At 71.7% G+C, this 25,801-nt stretch carries 23 protein-coding genes; 12 read left to right on the top strand and 11 right to left on the bottom strand.

Features of this window, described 5'->3' with window-relative positions:
- Positions 1-34: 34 nt before the first annotated feature.
- Complete coding sequence (locus ACFYP0_RS22380; protein ID WP_355501145.1) at positions 35-811, top strand: class F sortase; 777 nt, start codon at positions 35-37, stop codon at positions 809-811.
- On the opposite strand, the gene ACFYP0_RS22375 is transcribed toward ACFYP0_RS22380, so the two are convergent.
- Positions 754-1,527, bottom strand: coding sequence for a MerR family transcriptional regulator (locus ACFYP0_RS22375; protein WP_355501052.1), 774 nt, complete (start codon positions 1,525-1,527; stop codon positions 754-756). The two genes, ACFYP0_RS22380 and ACFYP0_RS22375, sit on opposite strands and share 58 nt — an antisense overlap.
- Before the next feature lie 54 nt (positions 1,528-1,581).
- Between ACFYP0_RS22375 and ACFYP0_RS22370 the strand changes: the two genes are divergently transcribed.
- Positions 1,582-3,177 carry a DUF6194 family protein gene (locus ACFYP0_RS22370; RefSeq protein WP_355501049.1) on the top strand — a complete coding sequence of 532 codons (1,596 nt, stop codon included), beginning with the start codon at positions 1,582-1,584 and terminating at the stop codon, positions 3,175-3,177.
- A 15-nt stretch (positions 3,178-3,192) separates the two neighbouring features.
- Here ACFYP0_RS22370 and ACFYP0_RS22365 read toward each other — a convergent pair whose 3' ends face one another.
- Positions 3,193-3,729 (bottom strand): HNH endonuclease, encoded by a 537-nt coding sequence (locus ACFYP0_RS22365; RefSeq protein ID WP_030488239.1) that lies wholly within the window; start codon positions 3,727-3,729, stop codon positions 3,193-3,195.
- A gap of 370 nt (positions 3,730-4,099) precedes the next feature.
- Between ACFYP0_RS22365 and ACFYP0_RS22360 the strand changes: the two genes are divergently transcribed.
- From ACFYP0_RS22360 to ACFYP0_RS22345, 4 genes are all read left to right on the top strand, one after another.
- Positions 4,100-4,822 (top strand): hypothetical protein, encoded by a 723-nt coding sequence (locus ACFYP0_RS22360; protein WP_355501045.1) that lies wholly within the window; start codon positions 4,100-4,102, stop codon positions 4,820-4,822.
- 60 nt (positions 4,823-4,882) lie between these two features.
- On the top strand, positions 4,883-5,941 hold the full coding sequence (locus ACFYP0_RS22355) for a mechanosensitive ion channel family protein (protein ID WP_386997449.1): 1,059 nt from the start codon (positions 4,883-4,885) through the stop codon (positions 5,939-5,941).
- Positions 5,942-6,174: 233 nt separating this feature from the next.
- Positions 6,175-7,560 (top strand): MFS transporter, encoded by a 1,386-nt coding sequence (locus ACFYP0_RS22350; RefSeq protein WP_124859705.1) that lies wholly within the window; start codon positions 6,175-6,177, stop codon positions 7,558-7,560.
- 123 nt (positions 7,561-7,683) lie between these two features.
- Positions 7,684-8,112, top strand: coding sequence for a globin (locus tag ACFYP0_RS22345; RefSeq protein WP_124859707.1), 429 nt, complete (start codon positions 7,684-7,686; stop codon positions 8,110-8,112).
- Positions 8,113-8,133: 21 nt separating this feature from the next.
- On the opposite strand, the gene ACFYP0_RS22340 is transcribed toward ACFYP0_RS22345, so the two are convergent.
- The 4 genes from ACFYP0_RS22340 to ettA form a co-directional block, all read right to left on the bottom strand.
- Positions 8,134-8,721, bottom strand: a complete 588-nt coding sequence (locus tag ACFYP0_RS22340; RefSeq protein WP_124859709.1) for a type III secretion system chaperone family protein — start codon at positions 8,719-8,721, stop codon at positions 8,134-8,136.
- 131 nt (positions 8,722-8,852) lie between these two features.
- Positions 8,853-9,590, bottom strand: a complete 738-nt coding sequence (locus ACFYP0_RS22335; protein ID WP_386997446.1) for a hypothetical protein — start codon at positions 9,588-9,590, stop codon at positions 8,853-8,855.
- On the bottom strand, positions 9,587-10,033 hold the full coding sequence (locus ACFYP0_RS22330; RefSeq protein ID WP_386997444.1) for an acyl-CoA thioesterase: 447 nt from the start codon (positions 10,031-10,033) through the stop codon (positions 9,587-9,589). The genes ACFYP0_RS22335 and ACFYP0_RS22330 overlap by 4 nt, the downstream gene beginning before the upstream one ends.
- Positions 10,034-10,045: 12 nt before the next feature.
- Positions 10,046-11,722 carry an energy-dependent translational throttle protein EttA gene (ettA, locus tag ACFYP0_RS22325; protein WP_124859713.1) on the bottom strand — a complete coding sequence of 559 codons (1,677 nt, stop codon included), beginning with the start codon at positions 11,720-11,722 and terminating at the stop codon, positions 10,046-10,048.
- A gap of 210 nt (positions 11,723-11,932) precedes the next feature.
- Between ettA and ACFYP0_RS22320 the strand changes: the two genes are divergently transcribed.
- The 4 genes from ACFYP0_RS22320 (at position 11,933) to otsB (ending at position 16,745) form a co-directional block, all read left to right on the top strand.
- Positions 11,933-12,217 (top strand): hypothetical protein, encoded by a 285-nt coding sequence (locus ACFYP0_RS22320; protein WP_386997442.1) that lies wholly within the window; start codon positions 11,933-11,935, stop codon positions 12,215-12,217.
- Complete coding sequence (locus tag ACFYP0_RS22315; protein WP_386997439.1) at positions 12,210-12,596, top strand: hypothetical protein; 387 nt, start codon at positions 12,210-12,212, stop codon at positions 12,594-12,596. Before ACFYP0_RS22320 ends, ACFYP0_RS22315 begins: the two co-directional genes overlap by 8 nt.
- A gap of 142 nt (positions 12,597-12,738) precedes the next feature.
- Positions 12,739-14,139 (top strand): alpha,alpha-trehalose-phosphate synthase (UDP-forming), encoded by a 1,401-nt coding sequence (locus ACFYP0_RS22310; protein WP_030333449.1) that lies wholly within the window; start codon positions 12,739-12,741, stop codon positions 14,137-14,139.
- Between the two features lie 41 nt (positions 14,140-14,180).
- Positions 14,181-16,745, top strand: a complete 2,565-nt coding sequence (otsB, locus tag ACFYP0_RS22305) for a trehalose-phosphatase (RefSeq protein ID WP_386997479.1) — start codon at positions 14,181-14,183, stop codon at positions 16,743-16,745.
- Positions 16,746-16,974: 229 nt separating this feature from the next.
- Here the strand turns inward: otsB and cobA are convergent, their stop codons facing one another.
- The 3 genes from cobA to cobC are packed head-to-tail and all read right to left on the bottom strand — an operon-like array spanning position 16,975 to position 20,505.
- Positions 16,975-18,216 (bottom strand): uroporphyrinogen-III C-methyltransferase, encoded by a 1,242-nt coding sequence (gene cobA / locus ACFYP0_RS22300; protein WP_355501024.1) that lies wholly within the window; start codon positions 18,214-18,216, stop codon positions 16,975-16,977.
- Positions 18,217-18,256: 40 nt separating this feature from the next.
- Positions 18,257-19,420 carry a nicotinate-nucleotide--dimethylbenzimidazole phosphoribosyltransferase gene (locus tag ACFYP0_RS22295; RefSeq protein WP_386997477.1) on the bottom strand — a complete coding sequence of 388 codons (1,164 nt, stop codon included), beginning with the start codon at positions 19,418-19,420 and terminating at the stop codon, positions 18,257-18,259.
- Positions 19,420-20,505 (bottom strand): Rv2231c family pyridoxal phosphate-dependent protein CobC, encoded by a 1,086-nt coding sequence (gene cobC, locus ACFYP0_RS22290; RefSeq protein ID WP_386997437.1) that lies wholly within the window; start codon positions 20,503-20,505, stop codon positions 19,420-19,422. The genes ACFYP0_RS22295 and cobC overlap by 1 nt, the downstream gene beginning before the upstream one ends.
- Before the next feature lie 122 nt (positions 20,506-20,627).
- On the opposite strand from cobC, the gene ACFYP0_RS22285 reads away from it, so the two are divergent.
- Positions 20,628-22,757: a transglycosylase domain-containing protein gene (locus ACFYP0_RS22285; RefSeq protein ID WP_386997435.1), complete on the top strand. Its 2,130-nt coding sequence runs from the start codon at positions 20,628-20,630 to the stop codon at positions 22,755-22,757.
- 42 nt (positions 22,758-22,799) lie between these two features.
- On the opposite strand, the gene ACFYP0_RS22280 is transcribed toward ACFYP0_RS22285, so the two are convergent.
- The gene (locus tag ACFYP0_RS22280) at positions 22,800-23,369 is read right to left on the bottom strand and encodes a GNAT family N-acetyltransferase (protein ID WP_124861203.1); all 570 of its coding nucleotides are present in this window, start codon (positions 23,367-23,369) and stop codon (positions 22,800-22,802) included.
- A complete protein-coding gene (locus ACFYP0_RS22275) occupies positions 23,366-24,769 on the bottom strand; it encodes a cobyrinate a,c-diamide synthase (protein WP_124861201.1) in 1,404 nt (467 codons plus the stop codon). Before ACFYP0_RS22275 ends, ACFYP0_RS22280 begins: the two co-directional genes overlap by 4 nt.
- Positions 24,770-24,975: 206 nt before the next feature.
- Between ACFYP0_RS22275 and ACFYP0_RS22270 the strand changes: the two genes are divergently transcribed.
- Complete coding sequence (locus tag ACFYP0_RS22270) at positions 24,976-25,797, top strand: SURF1 family cytochrome oxidase biogenesis protein (protein WP_386997432.1); 822 nt, start codon at positions 24,976-24,978, stop codon at positions 25,795-25,797.
- The last annotated feature ends 4 nt before the right edge of the window (positions 25,798-25,801 follow it).

Raw genomic sequence — 25,801 nt, 5'->3', positions numbered from 1 at the left:
GGATCGCCGCGCCCGCCTCCGGGCCGGGCCGGCGCTGCGCGCGTCCGGCCGGCTGGTGGCCCGCGTCTCCGGACGGCTGCGCCGGGTCGCCGGGCAGGCCGTGTCGGCCAGCGTCACCACCACCGATCCGGCCGCCCGCCCACTGCCGCCACGGCGGCCGGCCGGGCCGCCGTCGGCCCGACACCGGTTCGGTACGAGCCCCGGGTTGCCGGTGCTGGCCATCGCCGCGCTGATGGTGCTGATCGTGGCGATGCTCGGCGTCGAGCAGGTGACCGGCATGAGCCTGTTGCCGGACCGGCTCAGCGCCGGCCTGCGACCGCCGCCGAAGAAGTTCCCGGTACTGCCGGCCAGCCATCCGACCAGCCTCGCCATCGAGAAGATCGACCTGCGGGCGCCCGTGCACGACGTGGGCATCGCCCCGGACGGCACGATCGCCGTGCCGGACGCGGCCCGCGCCCAGGAGGCCGGCTGGTACGACCAGGGGCCCACCCCGGGCCAGTACGGCCCAGCCGTGATCGTCGGGCACGTCGACACCACCAGCGGACCGGGGGTCTTCCACAAACTCCGCGAGCTGCGCTCCGGTGACGAGATCGAGGTCACCCGCACCGACCAGCGCGTGGCCGTCTTCGAGGTCAACTCGGTGGAGAAGTTCGACAAGGGCCGACTGCCGGTGGACGAGGTGTACGGCGACTTCAGCCGCCCGAGCCTCCGACTGATCACCTGCGGCGGCCAGTGGGTCGGCGGCGAGACCGGCTACGCGGACAACGTGGTGGTCTTCGCCTCGCTGGTCAAGGCGCGTTCAGGCGGCTGACCGGTGTCGACGTACTCGGCGAGCCGGGCGGCCCCGGTGAGCATGGCCCGGCCTCGCTCGGTGAGCCGTTGCCGCCACTGGCGCAGCGACGCGGCGAGCGGTTCGGCACCGCCAGCGTCGCGCACTCGACGCAGCACGCCGGCGATGTGGTCGAGCCGGTACCCGCCGCGGCGCAACAGGTGGGCCAGTTCGGCGTCCCGGACGTCGTCGGGAAGGTAGAGCCGGTAGTGGGTCACCGGATCACGTACCGGTCGCAGCACCCCGGCCCGCTCCCATTTGCGCAGCGTGGCCGCCTGTAGACCGAGGCGGTGAGCCAGCACGCTGATCGGCACGGCTCTCTGGCTCTGCGGTTGCGGTCTCGTTCCGGTGAGCGTCGCCACCGCCGCCTCGACAGCGTCCAGGGTTTCCCGATCGCGCTGGAGCAGGGCATGACCCTGGCCGATGGTGCGCAACGCCGTGTCGATCTCGCCTCGGTTGACGGCCCGCATGATCTCGCCACTGGCCGCATAGCCGTGGCCCGGGATCAACGCGAGGTAGGCACGCAGCGCCTTGGCGTGCAGCTCCGTGAAGCGACGGTAGCCGTTCGGGGTGCGCTGGGCCGGAGGCAGGACGCCGTCTCGTTCGTAGTTGCGCACGGCCTGCGCGGAGAGACCGTGGGCGCGCGCCAGGTCGACCGGTCGGCGTACCCCTGGGTTTGAAGGTTTTGTGCCTGTCACCGCGCTCCGCCGCTCGTGAGTCTCAACCGCTGGTTCAACGATACGGTTCATGGAATGCCACCTTTTCTCGACCTGCTGGCGGTATCCCCGGAGCTGCTCGCGCTCGGCGAACCGACGCACGGTGAGTCCGCCTTCCTCCAACTCCGCAACGAGGCCTTTCTGTCGCTGGCAGAGCACGGTTACCGCTCGATCGCCGTGGAGAGCGACCGGACGGCCGGGCTGATCGCCGACGAGTTCGTGCAGGGCGTCGGCGCCGTGACGCTCGACCGGGCGCTCGCCGAAGGGTTCAGCCACAAATTCGGAGCGGCCCCGGCCAACCGCGACCTCCTGCTGCGGATGCGGGAGTGGAACGCCGGACGACCGGTCCCCGACCGACTGACGTTCCACGGCTTCGACGCCCCGGTGGAGTTGGAGAGCGCCCCGAGCCCGCGCCGCCACCTCACCCAGGTCTGCCAGTTCCTGGACCTGGACCGGGCTGCCGAGATCGACGACCTGATCGGCGACGAGGTGCGGTGGAGTGACACGGCCGCGATCTGGGAACCCGGCCGATCGGTCGGGCGCTCGACCGACGCCCAGCGACTGCGGGTGCTCGCCGACGACCTGCTGACCGAGCTGTACCTGCGGGCACCGTGGAAGTCAGCGGGCTGGCCGACGGCGTTCGTGCACGCCACGGCCGCGGTCGCGTTGCTGCGTTACCACGCCGCGGCCGCCGCACCACTGGCCCAGGAGGAACGCTTCGCCCGCCTGGCCGCGGTCCGGGACGCGCTGATGGCCGAGAACCTGCTCGCGATCCGATCGGCCGAGGCACACCGCGGGCCCACGCTGGTCTTCGCGCACAACACGCACCTCCAGCGTCACCTGAGCACGATGACGCTGGCCGACACGAAGGTGACATGGGCCGGCGCCGGCGCCATCGTCGCGTCGCTGCTGGGCGACCGGTACGCGGTGATCGCCGGCAGCCTCGGCGCGAGCCCGGCGCTGGGCATCGGGCCCCCCGCCGCCTCGACCTACGAGGGCCGACTCCAGCAGGAGACCAGCCTTCCCCGGTACCTGCCGACGTCCGACATCGCAGCGGCCGAGCAGCGAACGCACGACTACCGCTACTTCCCGCTGGACCAGGCCACCATCGAACACGCCGACGCGGTCCTGCACGTCCCGACCGGTGTCGACACGGCCGTGCTCGCCGATCGGATCGCCGCACTGCCCGGCGTCGAGCAGGTCGTGGCGAGCGAGGAGAACGGATCACCCGAGGCGGCCTGGGGCGACCGGTTCTTCTTCGTGGGCCCGGACCGCCGCCAGCCGTTCGCCACCATCGTCGAGCACGACGTGCCCGGCTTCGACGAGGCCGCACAGCTTGACCGCCCCGGCGTCTTCCGCCTCAACCTTGACCTGGGCCGGGCGGAGTTCGAGCGGCTGTTCGGCTTTCCGCCCAAGGCGTTCGAGGAGCACCGGCACGAGTTCGACTTCGCCCGACTGGACACCCTCGTGCCGCACCCGGGCTACGCACAGTACGGCTTCGCCAGCATCGTCATGCCCGGTCCGCAACTGCTGCCCGAGATCGACCGGCTACTCGCGATCGCGTACCGCCGAGCGGTCGACCGCCACGAACGCGTAGCGCGCCGGGCAATGCGCCCGCAACCCGGAGCCTGACCACGCCCTACGTGGTCAGGCGGCTGCCTCGGGCTCCCGCAGGTCCAGCCAGTCGGCCCAGCGGGGGTCGGGGGCGCGGTGGCCCAGCACCCGCCAGGCGGTGCCCTTCGGCGGGGCCGGCAACGCGTGCAACCGCCATCCCATCTCGGCCGGGGTCTTGTCGCCCTTGGTGTGGTTGCACCGGGCACATGCGGCGACCACGTTCTCCCAGGCGTGCCGGCCACCGCGGCTGCGCGGAAAGACGTGGTCGATGGTCTCGGCCGGGCCCCGGCAGTAGGCGCACCGCCACCCGTCCCGGGCGAAGATCGCCCGGCGGGACAGCCCGACATGCGTTCGGTACGGCACCCGGACGAAGCGCGTCAGCCGGACCACGGATGGCACCGGGAGCGCGTCCCGGGCGCTGTGCAGGATGCCGTCACCGTCGGCGACGCAGACCGCCTTGGCGGAGAGGACGAGGATAGCGGCGCGACGCACCGACACGACACACAGCGGCTCGTAGGTGGCGTTGAGGACCAACGCGCCGGAGCCCACCGTGGGTCGTATGTCAGGCATCGCGCTCACCCTCCCGGTTCAGCGGCTGCTGGGGACCGCCGCCGACCGGGGCCGGGCACAAGGGCCCACACGGTCGGCGCCGGGCCGATCACCGACGTCCGTTGCGCCAATAGTCCCTGATCGGACCCCGGATTGCACGTACTAATCTCTCTTCTGGTAAGCGGATCACCCACGCCGGGACGGACAACTGCTCCGGCCTGGGCGGACGCTGGCCGGTGACACCCCCACCGCCGGTCTCACCGGTACCGGACCTGCGCCGGGCGCCGGATCGACCCCGGTCTCACCAGCCACCTCGGTTACGACGCTTCGGTGCTCAGCCTCGACCGATCGGCCAGCAGGCCCAGCAGCCATCGGCACCTATGGTCAGCGCATGATCGACAAGCTTGCCGCAGCCACCGTGCGCCACCGGCACGTCGCCCTGACACTTGGGCTCCTCCTGGTCGGCGTGAACGCCGCAGCCCCGGAGCCCGCGTCCGTCGTGGGGCAGCGCCTGTTGATCCTCAGTTCCCTGGCGGCCCTGGTCCTGGCGATCGTCGTCATGGGGGTCCGCCCGGCCTACTTCCTGGTGCAGCCACAGATCCCGGCGTTCGCCACACCAGGGCCCGCCTGGACGGTGTTCTTCGCAGTGGGCTACCTCGGGCCCGTGTCCACTCGCATCAACGCACTGGTGCGCTCGACCAGAGAGGGCACGCTGTCGACGTTCGACCTGGTCTTCGATGTCCTCTGGATGGTCCTGGCCGCGCTGGTGGTGGCGTGGGCGTGGCGGGGTCATGGTGTGCGGCTGCACCCGTCCGGGGTACGGCAGACCTGGGCGCTGGGCTCGCTCACCGTGCCGTGGGAGGCCCTGCTGGCCCCGCAGATCCCCCCGGCTGGCAACCGCCGTCCGTGGCTCCCGATGAGGATCACGGAACCCCGGCTGGTTCGGCGGTACGGCATTCCGCCGAGCCGGGGGGCGTTGCGGACCGACATCGTCGACGCGGGCTTCCTCGCTGCGGTCATCGGGCACTACGTCGCCCACCCCGAACACCGGGCGGCGATCGGTAGTCAGGCCGAGTACGAACGGCTACGCGCCGCGTTGCCCCGGAGAGGGTGAGCGTCCTGCCCTCGGCAGCGGGTCACCGGCCGGTGGGTCGGCGGTGGGCGCTCGGGCCCCTTGCGGTACGAAGACAGGGTGAGTGCCGCCAGTGTGACGCCCCTAGCCCTGTCCGACGCCGTCTCGGTGAGCTGCCAGGGCAGCACCTCCTGCGAGTGGATCTACCGGATCACCGGGTCGGCCTGGTTCGCCGAGGGAAGCTACTGGATCCTACTCAAACCGCTTCGGGTGCTGCTGATCCTGGCACTGGCGATGGTGGCCCGCTGGGCGCTGCACCGGACGATCAACCGGTTGGTTCGGACGACCACCGACGGTGCGGTGCCGACGATGCTGCGGCCGCTGCGCGAGCGGGTGCCCACCGCCGCGGTCGACCCGGCCGAGTTCGTGCCCGAGCGACGGAGGCAGCGGGCCGAGGCGATCGGGTCGGTGCTGCGCAGCCTGACCACCGCGTTCGTCTTCGGCATCGCGCTGCTGATGATCCTGCGGGAGTTCAGCTTCGACCTGGCTCCGCTGCTGGCCAGCGCGGGGATCGCCGGCGTCGCGCTGGGCTTCGGCGCGCAGAGCCTGGTGAAGGACCTGATCGCCGGCCTCTTCATGCTGATCGAGGACCAGTACGGCGTGGGTGACAACGTCGACCTGGGCGAGGCGATGGGCGTGGTCGAGTCGGTCGGCCTGCGGGTCACCACGGTGCGCGACGGCCGCGGTGTGCTCTGGTACATCCGCAACGGCGAGATCATCCGGGTGGGCAACAAGAGCCAGGGTTGGGCCCTCGTGGTGGTGGACCTGCCCATCGGTTTCAACAGCACCGAGGAGGCCACGGCGGTGCTACGGACCGCTGCCGCCTCGATCGCCATGGACCCGGAGCTGTCACCCGAGATCGTGGAGGCGCCCGAGGTGCTGGGTGTCGAGCAGGTGACGGTGGACGGCGCGGTCATCCGCACCGTGGTGAAGACCACCGCGGACGGGCAGTTCGCGGTGGGCCGGGAACTGCGTCGACGTCTCGCCGAGGCGCTGGAGAATTCGGGGATCACCGCGCAGATCGCTGCGGCCCGCATCTATCCCGGTCTGTCGACCCGGCCGTTGCCCGAGGGTGAGACCGGTCAGGGCGGCGCCACCTGAAACCGCCGACATTGTCCGGCAATTCAGGGGTCGCGAGCCGGGCGGCCCCTCGGGTATCGTCCGTTCGTTCAGTCGGGGAGGCGACGAACGACCCGTTCGACCTAGCTAGTTGTCAGACGATCGGGCAGAATCCGGAGCACGCGTTCACACCAAAGCGTGATCACATCCTCGCTGATCCGTAGATCTGACGAGCGCTTCCGGCCGGGCTGCCACGAGCGGCCGAGCCGGGGCCGATGGAGGCGACGGTGCCTGACGAGCGACCTTCCGCGGAAGGCCCCGCCACATTTCGCGAAGTCTTCGGCCAGCACGAGTTCCGGGCCGTGTTCGTGGCCGGCGCTCTTTCCTGGGTCGGCGACTACGTCGCGAAGGCCGCCGTCACCCTGCTCGTCTATCAGCAGACCCGGTCCGTCGCGCTCTCGGCGACCGCCTTCGCGGTCAGCTTCCTGCCCTGGTTGCTCGGCGGTCCCGTGCTCGCCGCACTCGCGGAGCGGTACCCGTTCCGACGGGTGATGGTGGCGTGCGACATCATCCGGATGGCGCTGATGCTGCTCATCGCCATTCCGGCCCTGCCGTACCAGGCGGTGCTGGTGCTCATCTTCGCCGCCACGCTGGCCAACCCGCCGAGCCAGGCGGCGAAGTCCGCGCTGATCCCGCAGTTGCTCACCGGGGACCGACTGGTGCTGGGGCTGTCGCTGAACAGCAGCGTCGGGCAGGCCGCCCAGGTCGTGGGGTACGTCTTCGGCGCCGCTGTCGCCGCCATCGACCCGGAGGCGGCGCTGCTGTTCAACGCGGCCACGTTCGGTCTCTCGGCGCTGCTGGTTCGCCTCGGTGTGCGCCACCGCCCGGCGGTCATCAACCCGGAGCACCGCAGCCACCTGCTGCAGGAGACTCGCCAGGGGTTCGGCATCGTGTTCCGCACACCGGTGCTGCGGGCCATCGCGGTGCTGGTGTTCAGTTCGATGCTCTTCTCGATCGTTCCCGAGGGTCTGGCCGCAGCCTGGGCCCACGACGAGAGCCGTGGCGCGGTGAGCGCAGGCACCGCACAAGCGGCGATCATGGTGGCCAACCCGATCGGCTTCATCCTCGGTGGGTTGCTGGTGAGTCGCCTGTTCGGGCCGGCTCGCCGACTGAGGCTGATGCGGCCGCTCGCGGTGCTCGCCCCGTTGGTGCTCGTACCGGTGCTACTCGACCCCCCGCCGCTGGTGGTCGCGCTGCTCGCCGCTCTCTGCGGGTTCGCAGTCGCCGGCATGATGCCGATGGCCAACGGGTTGTTCATCCAGGCGCTGCCCAACGGCTTCCGAGCCCGCGCCTTCGGGGTGATGGCCACCGGCATACAGGTCATCCAGGGCCTCGCGGTGCTGGTCACCGGGATGCTCGCCGAACGGTTCCCCATTCCGATCGTGGTGGGGGTCTGGAGCGCGGCCGGGGTGGTGCTGATGGCGGTGGCCACGCTGCGGTGGCCGGACCGGCAGACGGTGGACGACGCGATCACCGCCGCCGCGTTGGCCAACGCCGCTCCGCCGCCCTCCGGGCCCGGCGGCCCGGCCAGCGACCGCCCGGTGGAAGGCACGTCCGACCCACATACCGGTGACGGCCACCGCCGGCACGCGGTCACCTGACCGTCGAACCGACCTCCACCCGTGCGGGCCGGGTGCCCCATATTCGGGGTTGTCGACCCGGCGTGATCCGACGCACGCCGTGCGGGTCGGGTCGGCACCGGACGCACCTGGCAGGATGGAACGGTGACTTCCGCAGGTGAATCCGACCGTCCCGGTGCGTCGATGACCCTCTTCGAAGCGGTCGGCGGCGAACCCACCTTCCGCAAGCTGGTCGACGAGTTCTACGCCGGCGTCGCCACCGACCCCCTGCTGCGACCCATGTACCCGGAGGAGGACCTGGGCCCGGCCGCGGACCGGATGACCCTGTTCCTGATGCAGTACTGGGGCGGGCCGAACACGTACTCCGCTCAGCGCGGGCACCCACGGCTGCGGATGCGCCACGCGCCGTTCCGGATCGGCGCGGCCGAACGGGACGCCTGGCTGCGGAACATGCGCCGTGCCGTGGACCGGCTCGACCTTGAGCCGGAGATCGCCGGCACCCTCTGGGACTACCTGGAGCGGGCCGCGTACTTCATGGTCAACGTCGAGGACGACCCGGCCAACGGCGGCTGACCCACCCCACCCGGAGCGGCGTCAGAGCAGCGCGCCCTCGTCGTGCAGCCAGTCCACGAAGCTGGTGGCAACCGCCGCGCCGCAGTCGAGCATCTCGACCAGGAGCGCGTCGTGGGTGCCGGCACCCAGGGGCACCTGAAGCTCGGCGTAGATCGGTAGCTGACCGCGCTCGGTCGGGTCACCGATGTACGCCTTGCAGAACCGGCGGGTGTGGTTCCACTCGTTGACCACCCGGTACGCCCGGTCGGCCCAGTCCGGCGGGACCGTGGCGTGCGGACGTGCCCGCATGACCAGGATCTCGTCCTCCGGCCCTTCGAGGGTGACCAGCACCGCGTGCCGCTCCCACATCGCCAGCAGGTTGCCGTCGCCGTCGGCCAGGTAACGCACGTCGAGCAGATCGAGCGCGTCACAGACCCGGCGCAGACTCACCGGCTCGACGGTGGCGGGCATCTCGGTCAGCACGGGCCGCTCGTTGGACGGGCAGTCGTCCCCCGGCTGGCGAGGGCTGGGCGGCCCGATCCGGACCGCGCTATCGACTGTGATCCCGCTTCGGGCTTCCGGATCGCCGCCGCCGTCGGCGGGACCGGGGCGCCATGACCACCACGGCATCGCTCGCGCACCTCACTCCCCAGCGGATCCAGTCGCCTACGGTGCGTTGGATCCGAGGATGGACGGTACCCGGACAGCCGGGTTGAAGCACCCCCCCAACGACCGCCCCTGACCAGAAGAATGATCCGGGATCATCCGTTCGGACGAGCGCTCAGGGGTGTCACGGCAAGATCCGTGGCCTTCTGCAACCAAGCCGCTCCGTGCGGTCCCACCAGGCCGACCCAACGACCGGCCACCCGCACCTGAACGGCGTCCCCGCCCTCGCCGGCCGCCGAGCCGTGGGCGGCGCCGAGGAAGCCCATCCGGACCACCCCCTGCACCAGCCGCTGCGGCACCTCGACCGGCGCGGCGGGCGTCCCGTCCGGGGTGATCAGCACCGCCACGTGGTCGAGCAACGCGTCACGCAGGGCCCGCTGGCCCACGGCACGGCCGGCCACACCCTGCTCGCTCGCCGTCCGCAGGGTGCCCGCCGCCGCGTCGGCGATCCGTCGCAACTCGGCAACGGGCAGCGCCTCCACCTGGTCGCTCCGCGTCGGCGGCAGCGGCCACCGCCACTGGGCGTCCCGGCGGGTCGGCAGGGTCTCGCCGCCCCGCTCCAGCTCGGCGAGCAGCTCCGCGGCTGCCACAGTGACGTCCTCCGCGACGCCGTCGGCCGGCCCACCGGCAACCGTGCGGACCACCAGGACCTGCCACGGCAGCCGGGCCCACAGGGCGACCCGGCCCGGTGCGCCGGCCGGCCGCAGCCGGACCGGCGCGACCGGATCCAACCGGACCAGCCGGGCCAGGAAGGCGCCCGCGTCCGCCACCCCGGCGACACCGTGGGTGGACGCCGCCGTCCGGCCCGGCTCGGCGGTGCCCGGCCGGGTCACGCCGTGCCGCCCTGCGGCGCGTACGTGAGCAGGAAGTCCCGTTCCTCGGTGGTGATCCGCCGGGGCACCTGGCGGGTCAGGTCGAACGGCACCAGCACCGAACGGGCCCGGCTGGCCAGCACCTCGCCGTCGTACAGCTCGTAGGCGACTGTGAACCGGGAGGCCCGGATCTCCTCCACCCACAGCTCGATCCGCACTGTGGGTGCCGCCTCCGCGGTGGCCCGGCCGAGCGCGTAGTCGACCGGGCGCAGGTAGTCGACCTCGTGCCGGCGGATCACCACCCCGTCGGCGAACGAGCCGACGCCCCAGGCCCGGCCGCCGGCGAACATCAACGCCACCCGCGCCTCCTCGTACAGGGTGAGGAAGCGCGAGTTGTTGACGTGGCCGTACGCGTCCAGGTCGGACCAGCGCAGGGTGCAGTGGTAGACGAAGCGGTCAGACACCTTCTCGGCCGGTCAGTCGCGGGTCAGCTTGCGGTAGGTCACCCGGTGCGGCCGAGCAGCCTCCGCGCCGAGGCGGTCGATCTTGTTCTTCTCGTACGCCTCGAAGTTGCCCTCGAACCAGAACCACTTGGACGGGTCCTGGTCGTCGCCCTCCCAGGCCAGGATGTGCGTGGCGACGCGGTCCAGGAACATCCGGTCGTGCGAGATGACCACGGCGCAGCCGGGGAACTCCAGCAGCGCGTTCTCCAGGCTGGACAGCGTTTCCACGTCCAGGTCGTTCGTCGGCTCGTCGAGCAGGATGACGTTGCCGCCGATCTTCAGGGTCAGCGCCAGGTTGAGCCGGTTGCGCTCGCCGCCGGAGAGCACCTTCGTCGGCTTCTGCTGGTCCGGGCCCTTGAAGCCGAACGCGGCGATGTACGCCCGCGACGGCATCTCGACCTTGCCCACCATCAGGTAGTCCAGCCCGTCGGAGACGACCTCCCAGACGGTCTTGTCGCCGTTGAGGCCCTCACGGTTCTGGTCGACGTACGACAGCGAGACGGTGGGGCCGACCCGGACCTCGCCGCCGGTCGGCTCCTCCAGTCCGACGATGGTCTTGAACAGCGTGGTCTTGCCGACACCGTTGGGGCCGATGATGCCGACGATGCCGTTGCGCGGCAGCGAGAACGACAGGTTGTCGATCAGCAGCCGGTCGCCGAAGCCCTTGCTGAGGTTGTTCGCCTCGATCACCGTGCTGCCCAGGCGCGGGCCCGGCGGGATCTGGATTTCCTCGAAGTCCAGCTTGCGGGTCTTCTCCGCCTCGGTGGCCATCTCGTCGTACCGGTCGAGGCGTGCCTTCGACTTGGTCTGCCGGGCCTTGGCGTTGGAGCGGACCCACTCCAGCTCCTCGGTGAGGCGCTTCTTCATCTTGGCGTCGCGGCGACCCTCGACGGCCAGCCGGGCGGCCTTCTTCTCCAGGTAGGTGGAGTAGTTGCCCTCGTACGGGTAGGTCCGGCCACGGTCCAGCTCAAGGATCCAGTTGGCCACGTTGTCGAGGAAGTACCGGTCGTGGGTGATCGCCATGACGGTGCCGGCGTACTTCGCCAGGTGCTGCTCCAGCCAGGAGACGCTCTCCGCGTCCAGGTGGTTGGTGGGCTCGTCGAGCAGCAGCAGGTCGGGTGCCTCCAGCAGCAGCTTGCAGAGCGCTACCCGACGGCGCTCACCACCGGAGAGCTGGGTCACGTCGGCGTCCGGCGGCGGGCAGCGCAGCGCGTCCATGGCCAGCTCGAGCTTGGAGTCGACGTCCCAGGCGTCGAGGTGGTCAAGCTCCTCCTGGAGCTTGCCCATCTCCTCCATCAGCTCGTCGGAGTAGTCGGTGGCCATCTGCTCGGCGATCTTGTTGAACCGCTCCAGCTTGGCCTTGGTCTCGGCGACCGCCTCCTCGACGTTGCCGAGCACTGTCTTGGCCTCGTTGAGCGGGGGCTCCTGGGCGAGCATGCCGACGGTGTAGCCGGGCATGAGTCGGGCCTCGCCGTTGCTCGGCTTGTCCAGCCCTGCCATGATCTTGAGGAGGCTGGACTTACCGGCGCCGTTCGGACCGAGCACACCGATCTTGGCTCCCGGCAGGAAGCTCAACGTGACGTTGTCGAGCACGACCTTGTCGCCGTGCGCCTTGCGCGCCTTTTCCAGGACGTAGATGTACTGGGCCACGGTGCGGGCTACCTCCGTCGGTTGCTGTCGCTGATCGGCGGCGCGGCGCGGGCTGCGAGGACCGCCCGCCGCCGCCGGCCGGGAGCCGGCCGCGCGCACGCCATCGTCAATCCTGACAGGTACGGCGCGCTTCGCCCACATCACCCCGCCCCAGGAGTACGCGGGCGCGCCTCTTTGCCGACCGCGGTATCACCCGATAGCGTTCCCGGTATGACCAAGAAGATCGCCATCAGCGTGCCGGATGACGTGGCGGAGCGGCTGGCCGAGGAATCCAATGTCTCCGCCTTCATCACCGACTCCGTTCGTCAGCGGATGGCTGGCGAACGGACGCGGCGGGCGCTGCGACAGGTGGGCTTCCAACTCACGGACGAAGGCCTCGCCGAGGCGGGCAGGAAGCTTGACGAGGCTCACGCGAAGATCACCCCGGAACTGCGATCCAAGGCAGCTGCCCTGCTGGGGGAGGCTTCTCGCGGACGGATGACCATTCGTGACTGATGCCGGCCTCGTCCTCGACACGGGCTGCCTCCTCGCGTACTCGGAAGGCATGGAGGCGGTCGGGGAGCAGATCGCGAAAGTCGCGGACAAGGGGCAGGGCGTGATCGTCCCCGCACTCTGCCTCGCAGCCGCGTACCGCCAGGTGGCCAGCGACGGCTGGCCACTGCTCGACATCGTCGGCGACCTGGAGCAGGTCATGGTCACGCCCGTCGAGCACGACATGTGCGCCATTCTCGGCGGCTGGTCACGAACCCTCGGCGGGATGGACCTGGCCCAGGCTGCGATGGAGGCCGCTCGGGCGATTACACCGATCATGACGGATCGGCGGGAGTTGCTCGGCGAGGTGCTGCCGAAGGAATGGCCGATCATCGACCTCTGACCTGCGGGCTGTCGACAAGATCACCTCTAGGATTCGGTCGCACCGAGGCGGGTAGGAGACTCCGGCACGGGGCACAAGACGCCGCAGCTACGCTCAGTACGCTCATCGCGGTGGACCCGTCAGTACCCGGAGGTGGCCGATCGTGACCGTCCGTAGCTCCTTTGTCGTAGTGGCGAACCGTCTGCCGGTCGACGAGGTGAGCACACCCGAGGGCCGGCAGTGGCGACGTAGCCCTGGCGGGCTGGTCACCGCGCTGCATCCCGTACTCGCCGAACACAAGGGCACCTGGGTCGGCTGGGCCGGTGGCACCGGCGCGGCCCCCGAGCCGTTCGACCTGGAGGGGATCCGGCTGCACCCGGTCCCGCTCAGCGCCGAGGAGTTGGAGCGCTACTACGAGGGCCAGTCCAACGCGACGATCTGGCCGCTCTACCACGACGCGGTGGAGACGCCGGCCTACAAGCGCCGGTGGCGGGAGGCGTACCGCCTGGTCAACGCCCGGTTCGCGGAGGCCGCAGCCGACGTGGCGGCCGAGGGCGCGACGGTCTGGGTGCAGGACTACCAGCTCCAGTTGGTACCGGCGATGCTCCGTGAGCTCCGCCCGGACCTGCGGATCGGGTTCTTCCTGCACATCCCGTTCCCGCCGATCGAGCTGTTCATGCAGATGCCGTTCCGTACCGAGATCCTGCGCGGTCTGCTCGGCGCCGACCTGGTCGGTTTCCAGCAGCGGCTGGCCGCGCAGAACTTCGTCCGGCTGGCCCGGCACCTGCTCGGGCTGCGCTACGAGGGGCAGATGATCCAGGTTGACGGTCGGCAGGTGAAGGCGGGCGCCTTCCCCATCTCGATCGACACCCAGGAGATGGAGCGGATGGCCGCCGATCCGGCGATCCAGGCCCGGGCCAAGCAGATTCGCGCCGAGTTGGGCGACCCGAAGACGATAATTCTGGGCGTGGACCGGCTGGATTACACCAAGGGCATCGAGTTGCGGCTCAAGGCCTTCCGGGAACTGCTGGCTGACGGAAAGTTGACAGTTCCCGACGCGGTCATGGTTCAGGTCGCCACACCCAGCCGCGAGCGCGTGGAGCACTACCAGGCACTACGGGTGAAGGTGGAGCGCGAGGTCGGTCGGATCAACGGCGAGTTCGGCAGGGTCGGCGTGCCGGCGGTCCATTACCTCCATCAGTCGTACAGTCGCAGTGAGCTGGCGGCGATGTACGTTGCTGCCGACGTGATGATGGTGACCCCGCTGCGAGACGGAATGAACCTCGTGGCGAAGGAATACGTAGCATCACGTGCCGACCAAGGTGGCGCGCTCGTGCTCAGCGAGTTCGCCGGCGCCGCCACCGAGCTTCGCCAGGCATTTTTGTGTAACCCGCACGACCCGGACGCGGTCAAGGACGCCCTCCTCCGGGCAGTGCACGTGGAGAAAACCGAGGCACGCCGCCGGATGCGGACAATGCAACGTCACCTGCGTACCCACGACGTGGGCCACTGGGCCAAGTCTTTCCTCTCTGAGCTCGGAGTTCCCGAGGCGGAGGCCGAGTGAACACGTCCGTCAACGATGGGGCGGCAACCGCCACCGGGGTCATGGACCCTGAGTTGCGTTCCGCCATCGGCCGGATCGCCCGGGTCCCCCAACTCCTGGTCGCCTGCGACTACGACGGCACGCTGGCGCCGATCGTGGAGGACCCGAGCACTGCCGTCCCGCTGCCCGAGTCGGTGGCTGCCGTCCGCGCGCTCGCCGCGCTGCCGCAGACCACCGTGGCGGTGGTTTCCGGTCGGGCGCTGCGCGACCTGGCCGCGCTCTCGCGGCTGCCCAGCGAGGTGCACCTCGTCGGCAGCCACGGCTCCGAGTTCGACATCGGCTTCGTCGAGCGGCTCTCCCCCGAGCTGGTCGCCGTGCGGACCCAGGTCCGCAACGCGCTGCGTGAGATCGCCGCCCAGCACCCGGGCATCCGGATGGAACGCAAGCCGGCGAGCGTCGCGATGCACACCCGTGGGGTCGACCCGCAGATCGCCGCCGCCGCCATCGAGGCGGTCCTCAACGGTCCGGCCACCTTCGACGGCGTCACGGTGACCCAGGGCAAGGAGGTCATCGAACTCTCCGTGGTGGCCACCCACAAGGGCACCGCACTCGACCAGTTGCGGACCCAGCTCGCCTCCAGCGCGGTGCTGTTCATCGGCGACGACGTCACCGACGAGAACGGGTTCGCCCACCTGCACGGTCCCGACCTCGGCATCAAGATCGGCCCCGGCGACACCGAGGCCAGCTACCGGGTGGCCGACCCACTGGAGGCCGCCCGCGCGCTGGCGCTGCTGTTGGAGACCCGGCGGCACTGGCTGTTCGGTGAGCGGGCGGTGCCGATCGAACGGCACTCCATGCTGGGCAACGGTCGTACCGTCGCTCTGCTCACCCCCGAGGCCAAGGTGAGCTGGCTCTGCCACCCCAAGCCCGATTCGGCGGCGATCTTCGCCGACCTGGTCGGTGGCAGCCCGGCCGGCCACTTCAGCATCACCCCGGAACGTGGCGGCATTCCGCTGGGCCAGCGCTACCGCTCCGGCACGATGACCGTGGAGACCCGCTGGTCCGGGCTCACCGTCACCGACTGGCTGGACAAGCCGGCCCGGGAGACCACCCCGGACGACAGCCCGGCGGTCATCACCGGCGACTCCACACTGGTCCGGGTGCTGACCGGCAGTGGCAAGGCCAAGGTGGAGTTCGCGCCGAGGCCCGAGTTCGGCCAGGTCGCCGTGCAGTTGCAGCCGCTCGGCGACGGCCTGCTGGTGCTCGGCTCCAACGAACCGGTCGCGCTCTACGCCCCCGGCGTGGAGTGGGAGGTCGGCAACGACGGCGGTTACGAGACCGCCAAGGCGATCGTCGACCTCTCCGCCGCCGGTGGCCAGGTCGTGCTGGAGCTGCGCTTCGGCACGCACAGCCTGGAGCACCACCGGGTGCCGATCCACGAGCGGCAGGCCGCCGCCGAGCAGCCGTGGAAGGACTGGGTGGCCTCGCTGCGGCTGCCGTCCACCGCCCGGGACCTGGTCGCGCGCAGCGCCCTCACCCTGCGCGGGCTCTGCCACGAGGCCACCGGCTCGATCCTGGCCGCGGCGACCACCTCGCTCCCCGAGGAGCTGGGCGGCGTCCGCAACTGGGACTACCGCTACTGCTGGCTGCGCGACGCCGCGCTGACCGCCCGCGCACTCGTCGACCTGGGCTCCGTCGAGGAGGCCGAGGCGCTGCTGCGCTGGGTGGACGGCTGCATCGAGCGCACCGGCGGGCACCCGGAGCGACTGCACCCGCTCTACACCATCGACGGCTACGAGCTGGGCGCCGAGGCGGTCATCGACACGCTGCCCGGGTACGCCGGCTCCCGGCCGGTCCGGGTCGGCAACCTCGCCAACCACCAGTTGCAGCTGGACGTCTTCGGCCCGATCGCCGACCTGATCGCGGCCGTCGCCGACGCTCGCGGCTCGGTCCGCGACGACGAATGGCGGGTCCTGGAGAACATGGTCGAGGCGGTCCGCCGCCGCTGGCACGAGCCCGACCACGGTATCTGGGAGGCCCGGCTGCCACCCCGGCACCACGTCTTCTCCAAGGTGATGTGCTGGATGACAGTCGACCGCGCGCTGCACGTGATGCGCGAGCACGGCGGCGAGGACCGGCCCGAGTGGAAGGACCTGCGCGACCGGATCGGCGCCAACGTGCTGGAGCACGGCTGGCACTCCGACGTCGAGGCGTACAGCGTCGCGTACGGGGACGAGGACATGGACGCCTCATCGCTCTGGATCGGCCTCTCCGGCCTGCTCCCGGGCGACGACCCGCGCTTCCTGTCCACCGTCCTGCGGATCGAGGCGGACCTGCGCAGCGGCCCGGTCGTCTACCGCTACCACTGGGACGACGGCCTGCCCGGCCGTGAGGGCGGGTTCCACATCTGCACGGCGTGGCTGATCGAGGCGTACCTGCGCACCGGCCGCCGCACCGACGCCGAGGAACTGTTCGCGCAGATGGTGCTGACCGCCGGCCCGACCGGTCTGCTCCCCGAGCAGTACGACCCGCTCGCCGAGCGCGGCCTGGGCAACCACCCGCAGGCGTACAGCCACCTCGGTCTGATCCGCTGTGCCCTGCTGCTGGACAACATGCTCAAGCAGTAGTTCGACCGCTCGTATGACGGGGCCGGAGCGCACGCTCTGGCCCCGTCAGTCGCGCCTTCACGGTGAGCATGGTCGACATTGTGTCGACAGCCACCGGCAACCGCCGCAGCTGGCAATCTTGGACAGTTTCCGTTAGCGCGTAACGGAAACTGTCCAAGATCTACCGTGTCAGTGCCCTCCGATACCCGGGTCCACCGCCGGACGAGTCGCCGCCGCGTTCGGCCGGCTGTCAGCCGTCGAGGGCGTCCACCACGTCGCCCACCACCACCACGGCGGGCGGGCGCAGTTCGGCCGCCAACAGATCGGCGGCGACCTCGCCCAACGTGGACCGCAGCACCCGCTGGGTGCCCGTCGTGGCCTCCTGGACCACTGCGGCCGGCGTCTGCGGCGACCGACCGTGGGCGATCAGGGTGGCCGTGATGGCGGCGAGGTTCTTCAACCCCATCAGGATCACCAGGGTGCCGTGCAGACCGGCGAGGGCGTCCCAGCGCACCAGCGAAGCCGGCGCGTCGGGTGCCAGGTGCCCGGAGACCACAGTGAACTCGTGCGCCACCCCCCGGTGGGTGACCGGGATGCCCGCTGCGGCCGGCGCGGCGATCGAGCTGGTCACCCCGGGCACGACGGTCACCGGCACGCGGGCAGCAGCGCAGGCCAGCAGCTCCTCACCGCCACGACCGAAGACGTACGGGTCACCGCCCTTGAGCCGCACCACGAAGGCGCCCGCCAGCGCGCGGTCGACCAGGATCTGGTTGATCTCCTCCTGGGCCCGGGACGGGCCGTAGGGGATCTTCGAGGCGTCCACCAGCTCCACGTCGGGACGCAACTCGTCGAGGAGCAACCCGGGCACCAACCGGTCGGCGACCACCACGTCGGCCTCGGTGAGCAGCCGCCAACCCTTCACGGTGATCAGCTCCGGGTCCCCCGGCCCCGCCCCGACCAGCGCCACCCGCCCGGCCTGCCGCCCGCCGGCCGCACCAGTCGCAGCGTCGGGCCGGCCAGCGATCCCGTCCGGTGCCAGGCGGACGGCGAGCAGGTCGCGGATCGCGTCGCGGACGGTCATCGCCCGACGCGGGTCGCCACCGCCGAGCACCGCCACGGTGACCGGGCCGTGCCGGGTCACCGCCGGGGTCCAGGCGGTGGCGGCCGTCCGGTCGTCGGCCCGGACGCAGAAGATCCGCCGCTCGGCGGCGACGGCGCTCACCGAGGCCGCCGCCATCGAGTCGTCGACAGCGACCTGGACCAGCCAGGCGCCGTCCAGGTCCTCGGGCACGAACCGGCGCGGCACCCAGTGCAGCCGACCCGCGTCGGCCTGGGCGCGCAGGGCCGGGGTCAGCTCCGGGGCCACCAGCAGGACGTCCGCACCGGCGTCCAGCAGCGCGGGTACGCGCCGGGTGGCGACCGCACCGCCACCCACCACGACCACCCGCCGCCCGTGCAGCCGCAGACCCAGGGGGTACGGATTGGAGGTCACGCCGCACCACCGACGCGGACGGCTCGTTCGCTGCACGGGCTCACTTCTCGGCCACCCCGGCGGAGTCGAAGGTGGCCACCTCGTGCAGCACCCGGACCGCGCCGGTGACCACGGGCAAAGCCAGCAGCGCGCCGGTGCCCTCGCCGAGGCGCAACCCCAGGTCGATCAGCGGGTCAAGGCCGAGGTGGCGCAGCGCGACTGTGGCACCGGGCTCGGCCGAGCGGTGGCCGGCGACCATGGCGCCGACTGCCGCCGGGGCGAACGCGGCGGCGGCGAGCGCGGCTGAGACCGCGATCACGCCGTCCAGCAGCACCGGCGTGCGGCGTGCTGCGGCCCCCAGGATCAGCCCGGCCAGGGCGGCGTGCTCCAGACCACCGACGGCGGCCAGCACCCCCAGCGGGTCGGCCGGGTCGGGGGTGTGCCGGGCCAGCGCGGCCCGCACCACCGCCACCTTGCGCGCGTACGTCGGGTCGTCGACCCCGGTGCCCCGACCGGTGGTGTCGAGCGGGTCGGCGCCGGTGAACGCGGCGATCAGCACGGCGGCCGGGGTGGTGTTGCCGATGCCCATGTCCCCGGTGAGCAGGATGCCGGCACCGGCGTCGATCAGCTCGTCGGCGATCCGGATGCCGGTCTGCACCGCCGCCAGCGCCTCGTCCCGGGTCAGCGCGGCGGTCACGGTGAGGTCGCGGGTGCCTCGGCGGACGGACGCGACAACCAGTCGGGGCACGGCCGGGTCGAGCACAGCCGGGTCGGCGGCTGTCGGGTCGAGCACAGCCGGATCGAGGGCCGTCGGGGCGAGCACGGCTGGGTCGAGGGCCGTCGGGTCGAGCACGGCTGGGTCGGCGGGCAGCGGGGTGGCCACGCCGACGTCGACAACGGTGACCGAGGCGCCGGCCTGCCGGGCGAACGCGTTGACCACCGCTCCACCGGCCAGGAAGTTGCCGATCATCTGCGCGGTGACCTCCTGCGGCCATGGGCTGACCCCCTGGGCGTGCACCCCGTGGTCGCCGGCGAAGATCGCCACCGCGGCCGGCTCGGGCAGCGGTGGTGGGCAGACTCCGGCCAGGCCGGCGAGGCGTACCGAAAGTTCCTCCAGCGCGCCCAGCGATCCCGCCGGCTTGGTCAGCCGGCCCTGCAGCTCCCGGGCGGCGGCCATGGCCGCTTCGTCCGCCGCGCGGATTGCCGCGATCGTGGTCTCCAGCATCATGCCTCCATGGTCTCGCGCAGCACGTCGATGAACGCGTCGGTGGTGTTTCGGTCGCGTACCGCCACCCGCAGCCAGTCCGGGCCGAGGCCGGGGAACGTGTCGCCGCGGCGCACCGCCCAGCCGCGCTCGCGCAGGGCGGCCCGGATCGCTGTCGCGCCCGGCAGGTGCAGCAGGACGAACGCACTGGCGGGACGGCCGACGACGCGTACACCGGGCAGTTCGGTGAGGCGCGCGACCAGGTGCTCGCGGTCGGCGGCGAGGTCGGCGGCGATCGCGCGTTCGGCCTGGACCGCGACGGCGCTGGCGCAGGCCGACGCGGCCGCCAGCGCGGGCGTGGAGACGGCCCAGAGCGGTTGGACGGCGGCCAGCCGGGACAGCAGCTCCGGGGCGCCGAGCAGGTAGCCGATCCGCAGGCCGGCCAGGCCCCACGTCTTGGTGAGGCTGCGCACCACGAGCAGGCCGGGCAGGTCGCGGCGTTCGGCCAGCGACTCCGGTTCGCCGGGGTGCCCGGTGGCAATGGTGGTGTCCGCGAACGCCTCGTCGACCACCAGCACCCGGCCGGGGCGGGCCAGCGCGGCCACGGTCTGGGCAGGGTGCAGCACCGAGGTCGGGTTCGTCGGGTTGCCGATCATCACGAGGTCGGCGTCGGCGGGCACCCGGGACGGGTCGAGCCGGAAGTCGTCGGCGGCGTCGAGCAGCACCCGCTCGACCGGGTGTCCGGCGGCCCGCAGCGCCGCCTCCGGCTCGGTGAACTGGGGGTGCACCACCACGGGGCGGTGCACGCCGCGCAGCGCCTGGGCGATCAGCACGAAGCCCTCGGCGGCGCCGGCGGTGAGCAGCACCTCGTTCGGGTGACGGCGGTGTCGGGCGGCGACGGCCGCCCGGGCCGGCGCCGGGTCCGGATACCGGGCCAGGTCGGTCAGGGTCGCGGCGATCGGGTCGGCCAGCCAGGCGGGAGGCCGCGCCCGACGGACGTTGACGGCGAGGTCGATCAGGCCGGCTGTGGCCTCCGCGTCGCCGTGGTGGGCGAGGTCCGGCTCGACCCCGGTTGGTGGGGCGACAGCGCTCGGCTGATCAGACATGTCCGCGATCCTGCCGGGAAGGTGGCCGGTGGGACAGTCGATCTCGGCGTAAGCCGCGTCACCCACTCGCCGGTTTAAGAGTTCTTCTCATGTACGAATCGGAAATGTCATAACTTGACCAGGTGAGCAACCGACCCCTTGCTGCCGCTGGTCGTCTCGTCCCTCTCCTCCGCGCCGGACTGATCGCCGGAATCGTGATCGCCGCCGCCGCCTATCCACTGGTCGCCCTCACCGGGCTCGGTGCGAAAGCCACTGCGCACGCCGTGGACCAGAAGACCCGGGTGCTGAAGACCGCCCTGCCCGCCGAGACCTCGTACGTCTACGGCCCGGACGGCAAGACCGTGCTGACCATGTTCTACGAGGAGTACCGGCAGTACACCAAGCTGTCGGACATGTCGCCGAACATTCAGCAGGCGATCGTGGCCGCCGAGGACTCCCGCTTCTACCAGCACCACGGCGTCGACCCGAAGGGCGTGGCCCGGGCCTTCGTCTCGAACGCCCGCTCCGGCGGCTCCCAGGGTGCCTCGACGCTGACCATGCAGTACGTCCGGATGGCCCTGCGGGACAGCGCGACCACGCCCAAGGAGGTCCAGGAAGCCACCCAGCAGACCAGCCTGCGCAAGGTCAAGGAGATGCGAATGGCGCTGGACCTGGAGAAGGAGATCAGCAAGGAAGAGATCATGGAGCGCTACCTGAACTCGGCGTACTTCGGGCACCGGGCGTACGGCATCTACGCGGCCAGCGAGATCTTCTTCTCCAAGACCCCGAAGGACCTCACCCCGGTCGAGGCCGCCACCCTCGCCGGACTCGTCAAGTCCCCCTCCGAGTACGACCCGGCCGACTCGGATCAGAAGGAGGCCACCGGGCGGCGCAACTACGTGCTGGACCGGATGAGCCAACTCGGCTACCTCTCCCCCGACTCGGCCGCCGCCGCCAAGTCCGAGCCCATCCGGCTCAAGCTGACCACCCCACCGCACGACTGCGCCGCGGTGGCGGAGAAGTACAACAGCTGGGGCTTCGCCTGCGACTACCTGAAGAACTGGTGGAGCGCGCAGCCCGCGTTCGGGGCGAACCGGCTGGAACGGATGGACAACCTGCGCCGGGGCGGCTACCGGATCGTGCTCAGCCTCGACCCCAAGATCCAGGAGGCGGCGGAGAAGAGCGTCGGCACCAAGGAAGCCACCGGCAGCCCGTTCGCCAACGGCATCGTGCTCTCCGAGCCGGGCACCGGGCGGGTGAAGGCCATGGCGGTGAACCGGACGTACTCACTGGACCTGGCCGACAACCCGCAGAGCTCCAACCCCGAGGCCGGGCCGAAGGTGAAGGCCAACTACCCGAACACTGTGGCACCGCTGCTCGGCGGCGGTGACCTGGCCGGCTACCAGGCCGGGTCGACGTTCAAGATGTTTCCGATGTTGGCCGCGCTGGACTCCGGGATGACCCTCTCCACCTCGTTCAACGCGCCGTACCGCTACAAGTCGGCCGTGTACGACGGCTGGGCGCCCTCCAACGCCAGCGGCGCCATGACCGGCCAGCAGACCATGTGGTCCGGCTTCGGCAAATCGGTCAACACGTACTTCGTGTGGCTGGAGGAGAAGGTCGGCGCTGACCGGGCGGTCCGGTTGGCCGAACAGCTCGGGCTGCGGTGGCGCACCGACGTCGACCGGGAACAGGCGTCCCCGGCCAAGGCGAAGAAGTGGGGTGCGTTCACCCTGGGCGTCTCCGACGCCACCCCGCTGGAGATGGCGAACGCGTACGCCGCCATCGCCGCCGACGGCCGCTACTGCGAGGCCATCCCGGTGCAAGCGATCATGAACCGGGACGGCACGCCCGCCACCTACGCCACTCCGGGCGGTCTGCACCGCGAGGTGGCCAAGCCGCGCTGCCGGCAGGTGGTGAGCGCGGACGCCGCGCGGGCGGCCACCGACGCGGCCCGTTGCCCGACCGGAGACACCCCGGCGCGCGGCAGCTGCGGCGGATGGTCCACCGCCGACAGCGTGCGAGGCACCGTCGGACGCCCGGTGGCCGGCAAGACCGGTACGACCGACAGCACCCGGTCGGCCTGGTTCGTGGGCTACACCCCGGAGTTGGCGGCGGCGAGCTTCATCTCCGACCCGGACAACCCGTTCAACGCGGTCGGTGACGGGCAGTCCCAGATCCCGATCAAGGCGGTCTCGGAGGCCCTACGCGACGGTCTGAAGGGCACCCCGACCCGCCAGTTCACCCCACCGTCGGACGCCATCGTCGGCTGACCGGCGCGAGAGTCAGCGCAGGTCGGCGGGAGCCGGCGCGGCTCAGCGCAGGTCGGCGGCGACGAACGACCACAGCTCCAGGTCCACCCGGCCGCCGCTGACGAACCCGGCGTTGCGCAACAGACCCTCGTAGCTGAACCCGGCCTTCTCGGCGACCCGGCGCGAGGCCAGGTTGCCGGGAGCCACCCGCAGCTCGACCCGCTGGAAGCCGTGCTCCAGGATCAGCGCGATGGCCACCGCGTCGACCGCCTCGGCGGCGAAGCCGAAACCCCGCGCGTGGGGCGCCATCGCGTAGGAGATCTCGGTGAGGCGGGCACCCCAGTCGGTGCGCCGGGTCCACAGCGAGCCCACCACCTGGTCGTCCTCCCGCCGGAGCACCGCGTAGTGGTCGCCCTCCCCGCTGTCACGCCGCTGCCGGGCCAGATCCGTGCACCAGGCCAGCCCGTCGATCGGGCCGGAGTCGTCGGGCAGCGGCAGCCAACGCCGGGTCAGCTTGTCGGCGAAGATCTCCCCGGCCGCCGCCGCGTCGGCCGCCGTGAGCTGACGCACCTCGGTACGCGGGGTGGAGACGGTCAACGCCGGGAATCGCCGCACCGCCACCTGACCGATCACACCGACACCTCGCCCGGCTGGGCGGGTACCACCTCGCTCGTCGGGTCGGCCGCCGCCGCGGCGACCAACCGGGCCGCCGTCGCCGGATGGCTCGCCCAGTGCACTGTGAGCTGCGAGGCGTGCACGTTGCGCCAGACGAAGCCCTCCGGCGCGCCGCCGTCCCAGCTCCAGGCTGGGCGCTGACCAGCGCGGGGGGTGAGCACCGCACGATGTGCCTTGTGCCCGACCAGCACCGTGCCGGTGGCGGCGACAACGCTGTCGGTCTGGGCGGTCGCCTCCCGGTAGCCGGCCACGACCCCGTCGCGGCTGACGCCGACCGCGTCCAGGACACCGCACATCGGCAGCCCGTCCAGTTCCCGGGCCAGCCAGAGCAGCCCGGCGCCCTCGGCGACCACCGGCCGCCCGGTCCGCGCCAACTCGGCCACCGCGATGCAGAGCCGCCGGTTGGCCGACAACTGCTCGGCGTACGCCTCGGGCAGCGCGCCGCCGACGACCAGCGCGCGGGTGCCGACCGGCAGCGCCTCGTCGCGCAGCGGGTCGACGACGACGACCTCGGCGCCGGCGGCCCGGAGCAACTCGGTGGTCTCCGGGTGGCTGAAGCTGCCGCCCGGCCCACCGGCCACCGCCACCAGTGGGCGGTTCGCCGGGGGTGTGAACGTGCCGAGGGCCTCCTCGGGAGACCAGGCCGGCGCCGGGAGCGGCGGGGCGGAGCGGGCAAGCCCGAGCAGCCGTTCCAGGTCGACAGTGGCGGCGACGGCCTCGCCCAGCCGGCGGACCGCACGGGCGGCGTCGGCCGAGTCGTCGACCACCGGTGCCACCCCGTGCCGCCGCGACGGCAGCACCGCCGGCAGGTCCTGTCGACGCAGCGCGCCGTAGACCGGCACCCCCACGTCGTCCAACGCCTCGCGCAGCATCCCCTCGTGTCGCGACGACGCCACCCGGTTGAGGATCACCCCGCCGAGCCACAACTGCTCGTCGTACGAGCGGAAACCGTGCACCAGGGCGGCCACCGACTGACCCATCGCGGCCACGTCGACAACGAGCACCACCGGGCTGCGCAGCGCGGCGGCCGCGGCGGCCGTGGACTCCTGCTCGGGACGGCCACCGACCGAGTCGTACAGCCCCATGCTGCCCTGCACCACGGCCAGCCCGGCACCGGCGGCACCGTGCGCCACCAGCGGGGCGAGCCGGTCGAGGCCGACGAGTCGGGGGTCGATCACCCGACCCGGCCGACCGGAGGCGAGGCCGAGGTAGGCGGCGTCGACGTGGTCCGGCCCGAGCTTAAATCCGGCGACGTCGACCCCTCGCTCGGCCAGGGCGGCGAGCAGCCCGATCGCCAGCGCGTTCTTTCCGTGTCCGGAGGACGGCGCGCTGAGCACCAGGCGCGGCACGACGGTCATCATCGACTCCTCGCGAGCGGCGGCGGGTACGCGACGGGACGACCAAGGCCGATCCGTCGGCGTGACGATACCCGCCCGACTGGAGGCGCGAGCACCGCCAACCGGGGTGGGCGACCCGGCCCTGACAGTGCCCCAGGACGTCGGCCCCGCCCTCGGTCCGGCCGGTCCAGGTCAGTGGCGCCGGTCATACGAGTAGCCTCGGTGCCGTGTACCGGTTCCTGCTGAGCCCACGCTGGCTGGGCGCTCTCGCGCTGACCCTGGTCGCGGCCGCCGTCATGGTGTTCCTCGGCAACTGGCAGCTGGACCGCTACCGGGGGCGCACCGAGGTCAACGAGCGGATCGACGCGGGCCAGCGGATGGCTCCCGTGCCGCTCGCCGACGCGCTGCGTGCTCCCGCTGGCGGCGCGGGGACGGCCGGTCCGGCCCCCGCCGAGGACAAGGTCTGGACCCGGGTCACCGTCACCGGCCGGTACGACCCCACGAACACCGTGCTGGTCCGTGGCCGGACGGTGGACAGCCGGGTCGGTTTCGAGGTGCTCACGCCGCTGGTGCTCACTGACGGCACTGCGGTGCTGGTGGACCGGGGCTGGATCCCGCCGGCGCCCGGTGGGGCGACCGCCCAGCCGTCGGTGCCGGCCGCGCCGACCGGCGACGTGACGGTGGTGGGCCGGGTGCACGAGACCGAGAGCGGCGCCGGCGCGGTGGCCAGACGCGACGGGCTGCTGGAGATCCGGCGGATCGGGGTGTCGCGGCTGGCCGGCGAGCTTCCCTACCCGGTCTACGGTGCGTATCTGCTGCTCGACGAGCAGACCCCGGCAGCCGATCCGGTGTTCAAGGCGGTGCCGGTCGGGCACGCCAACAACTGGCAGAACTTCGGCTACGTCGTGCAGTGGTGGCTGTTCGCGGTGATGGCCCTCTTCGGCTATGGCTGGGTGGCCCGTCGGGAGGCCCGCCGGGCCGCCGGCATCGGCACCACCCCGGCGCCGCTGGACAGGGCCGCCGAGCCGACGCCGACCGCTTCCGCCTGACCTC

Origin of the sequence: Micromonospora arida, assembly GCF_042873195.1 — a bacterium.
In the GTDB taxonomy this organism is placed as follows: Bacteria; Actinomycetota; Actinomycetes; order Mycobacteriales; family Micromonosporaceae; genus Micromonospora; species Micromonospora arida.
This window is presented reverse-complemented; position numbering and strand designations above follow the sequence as displayed.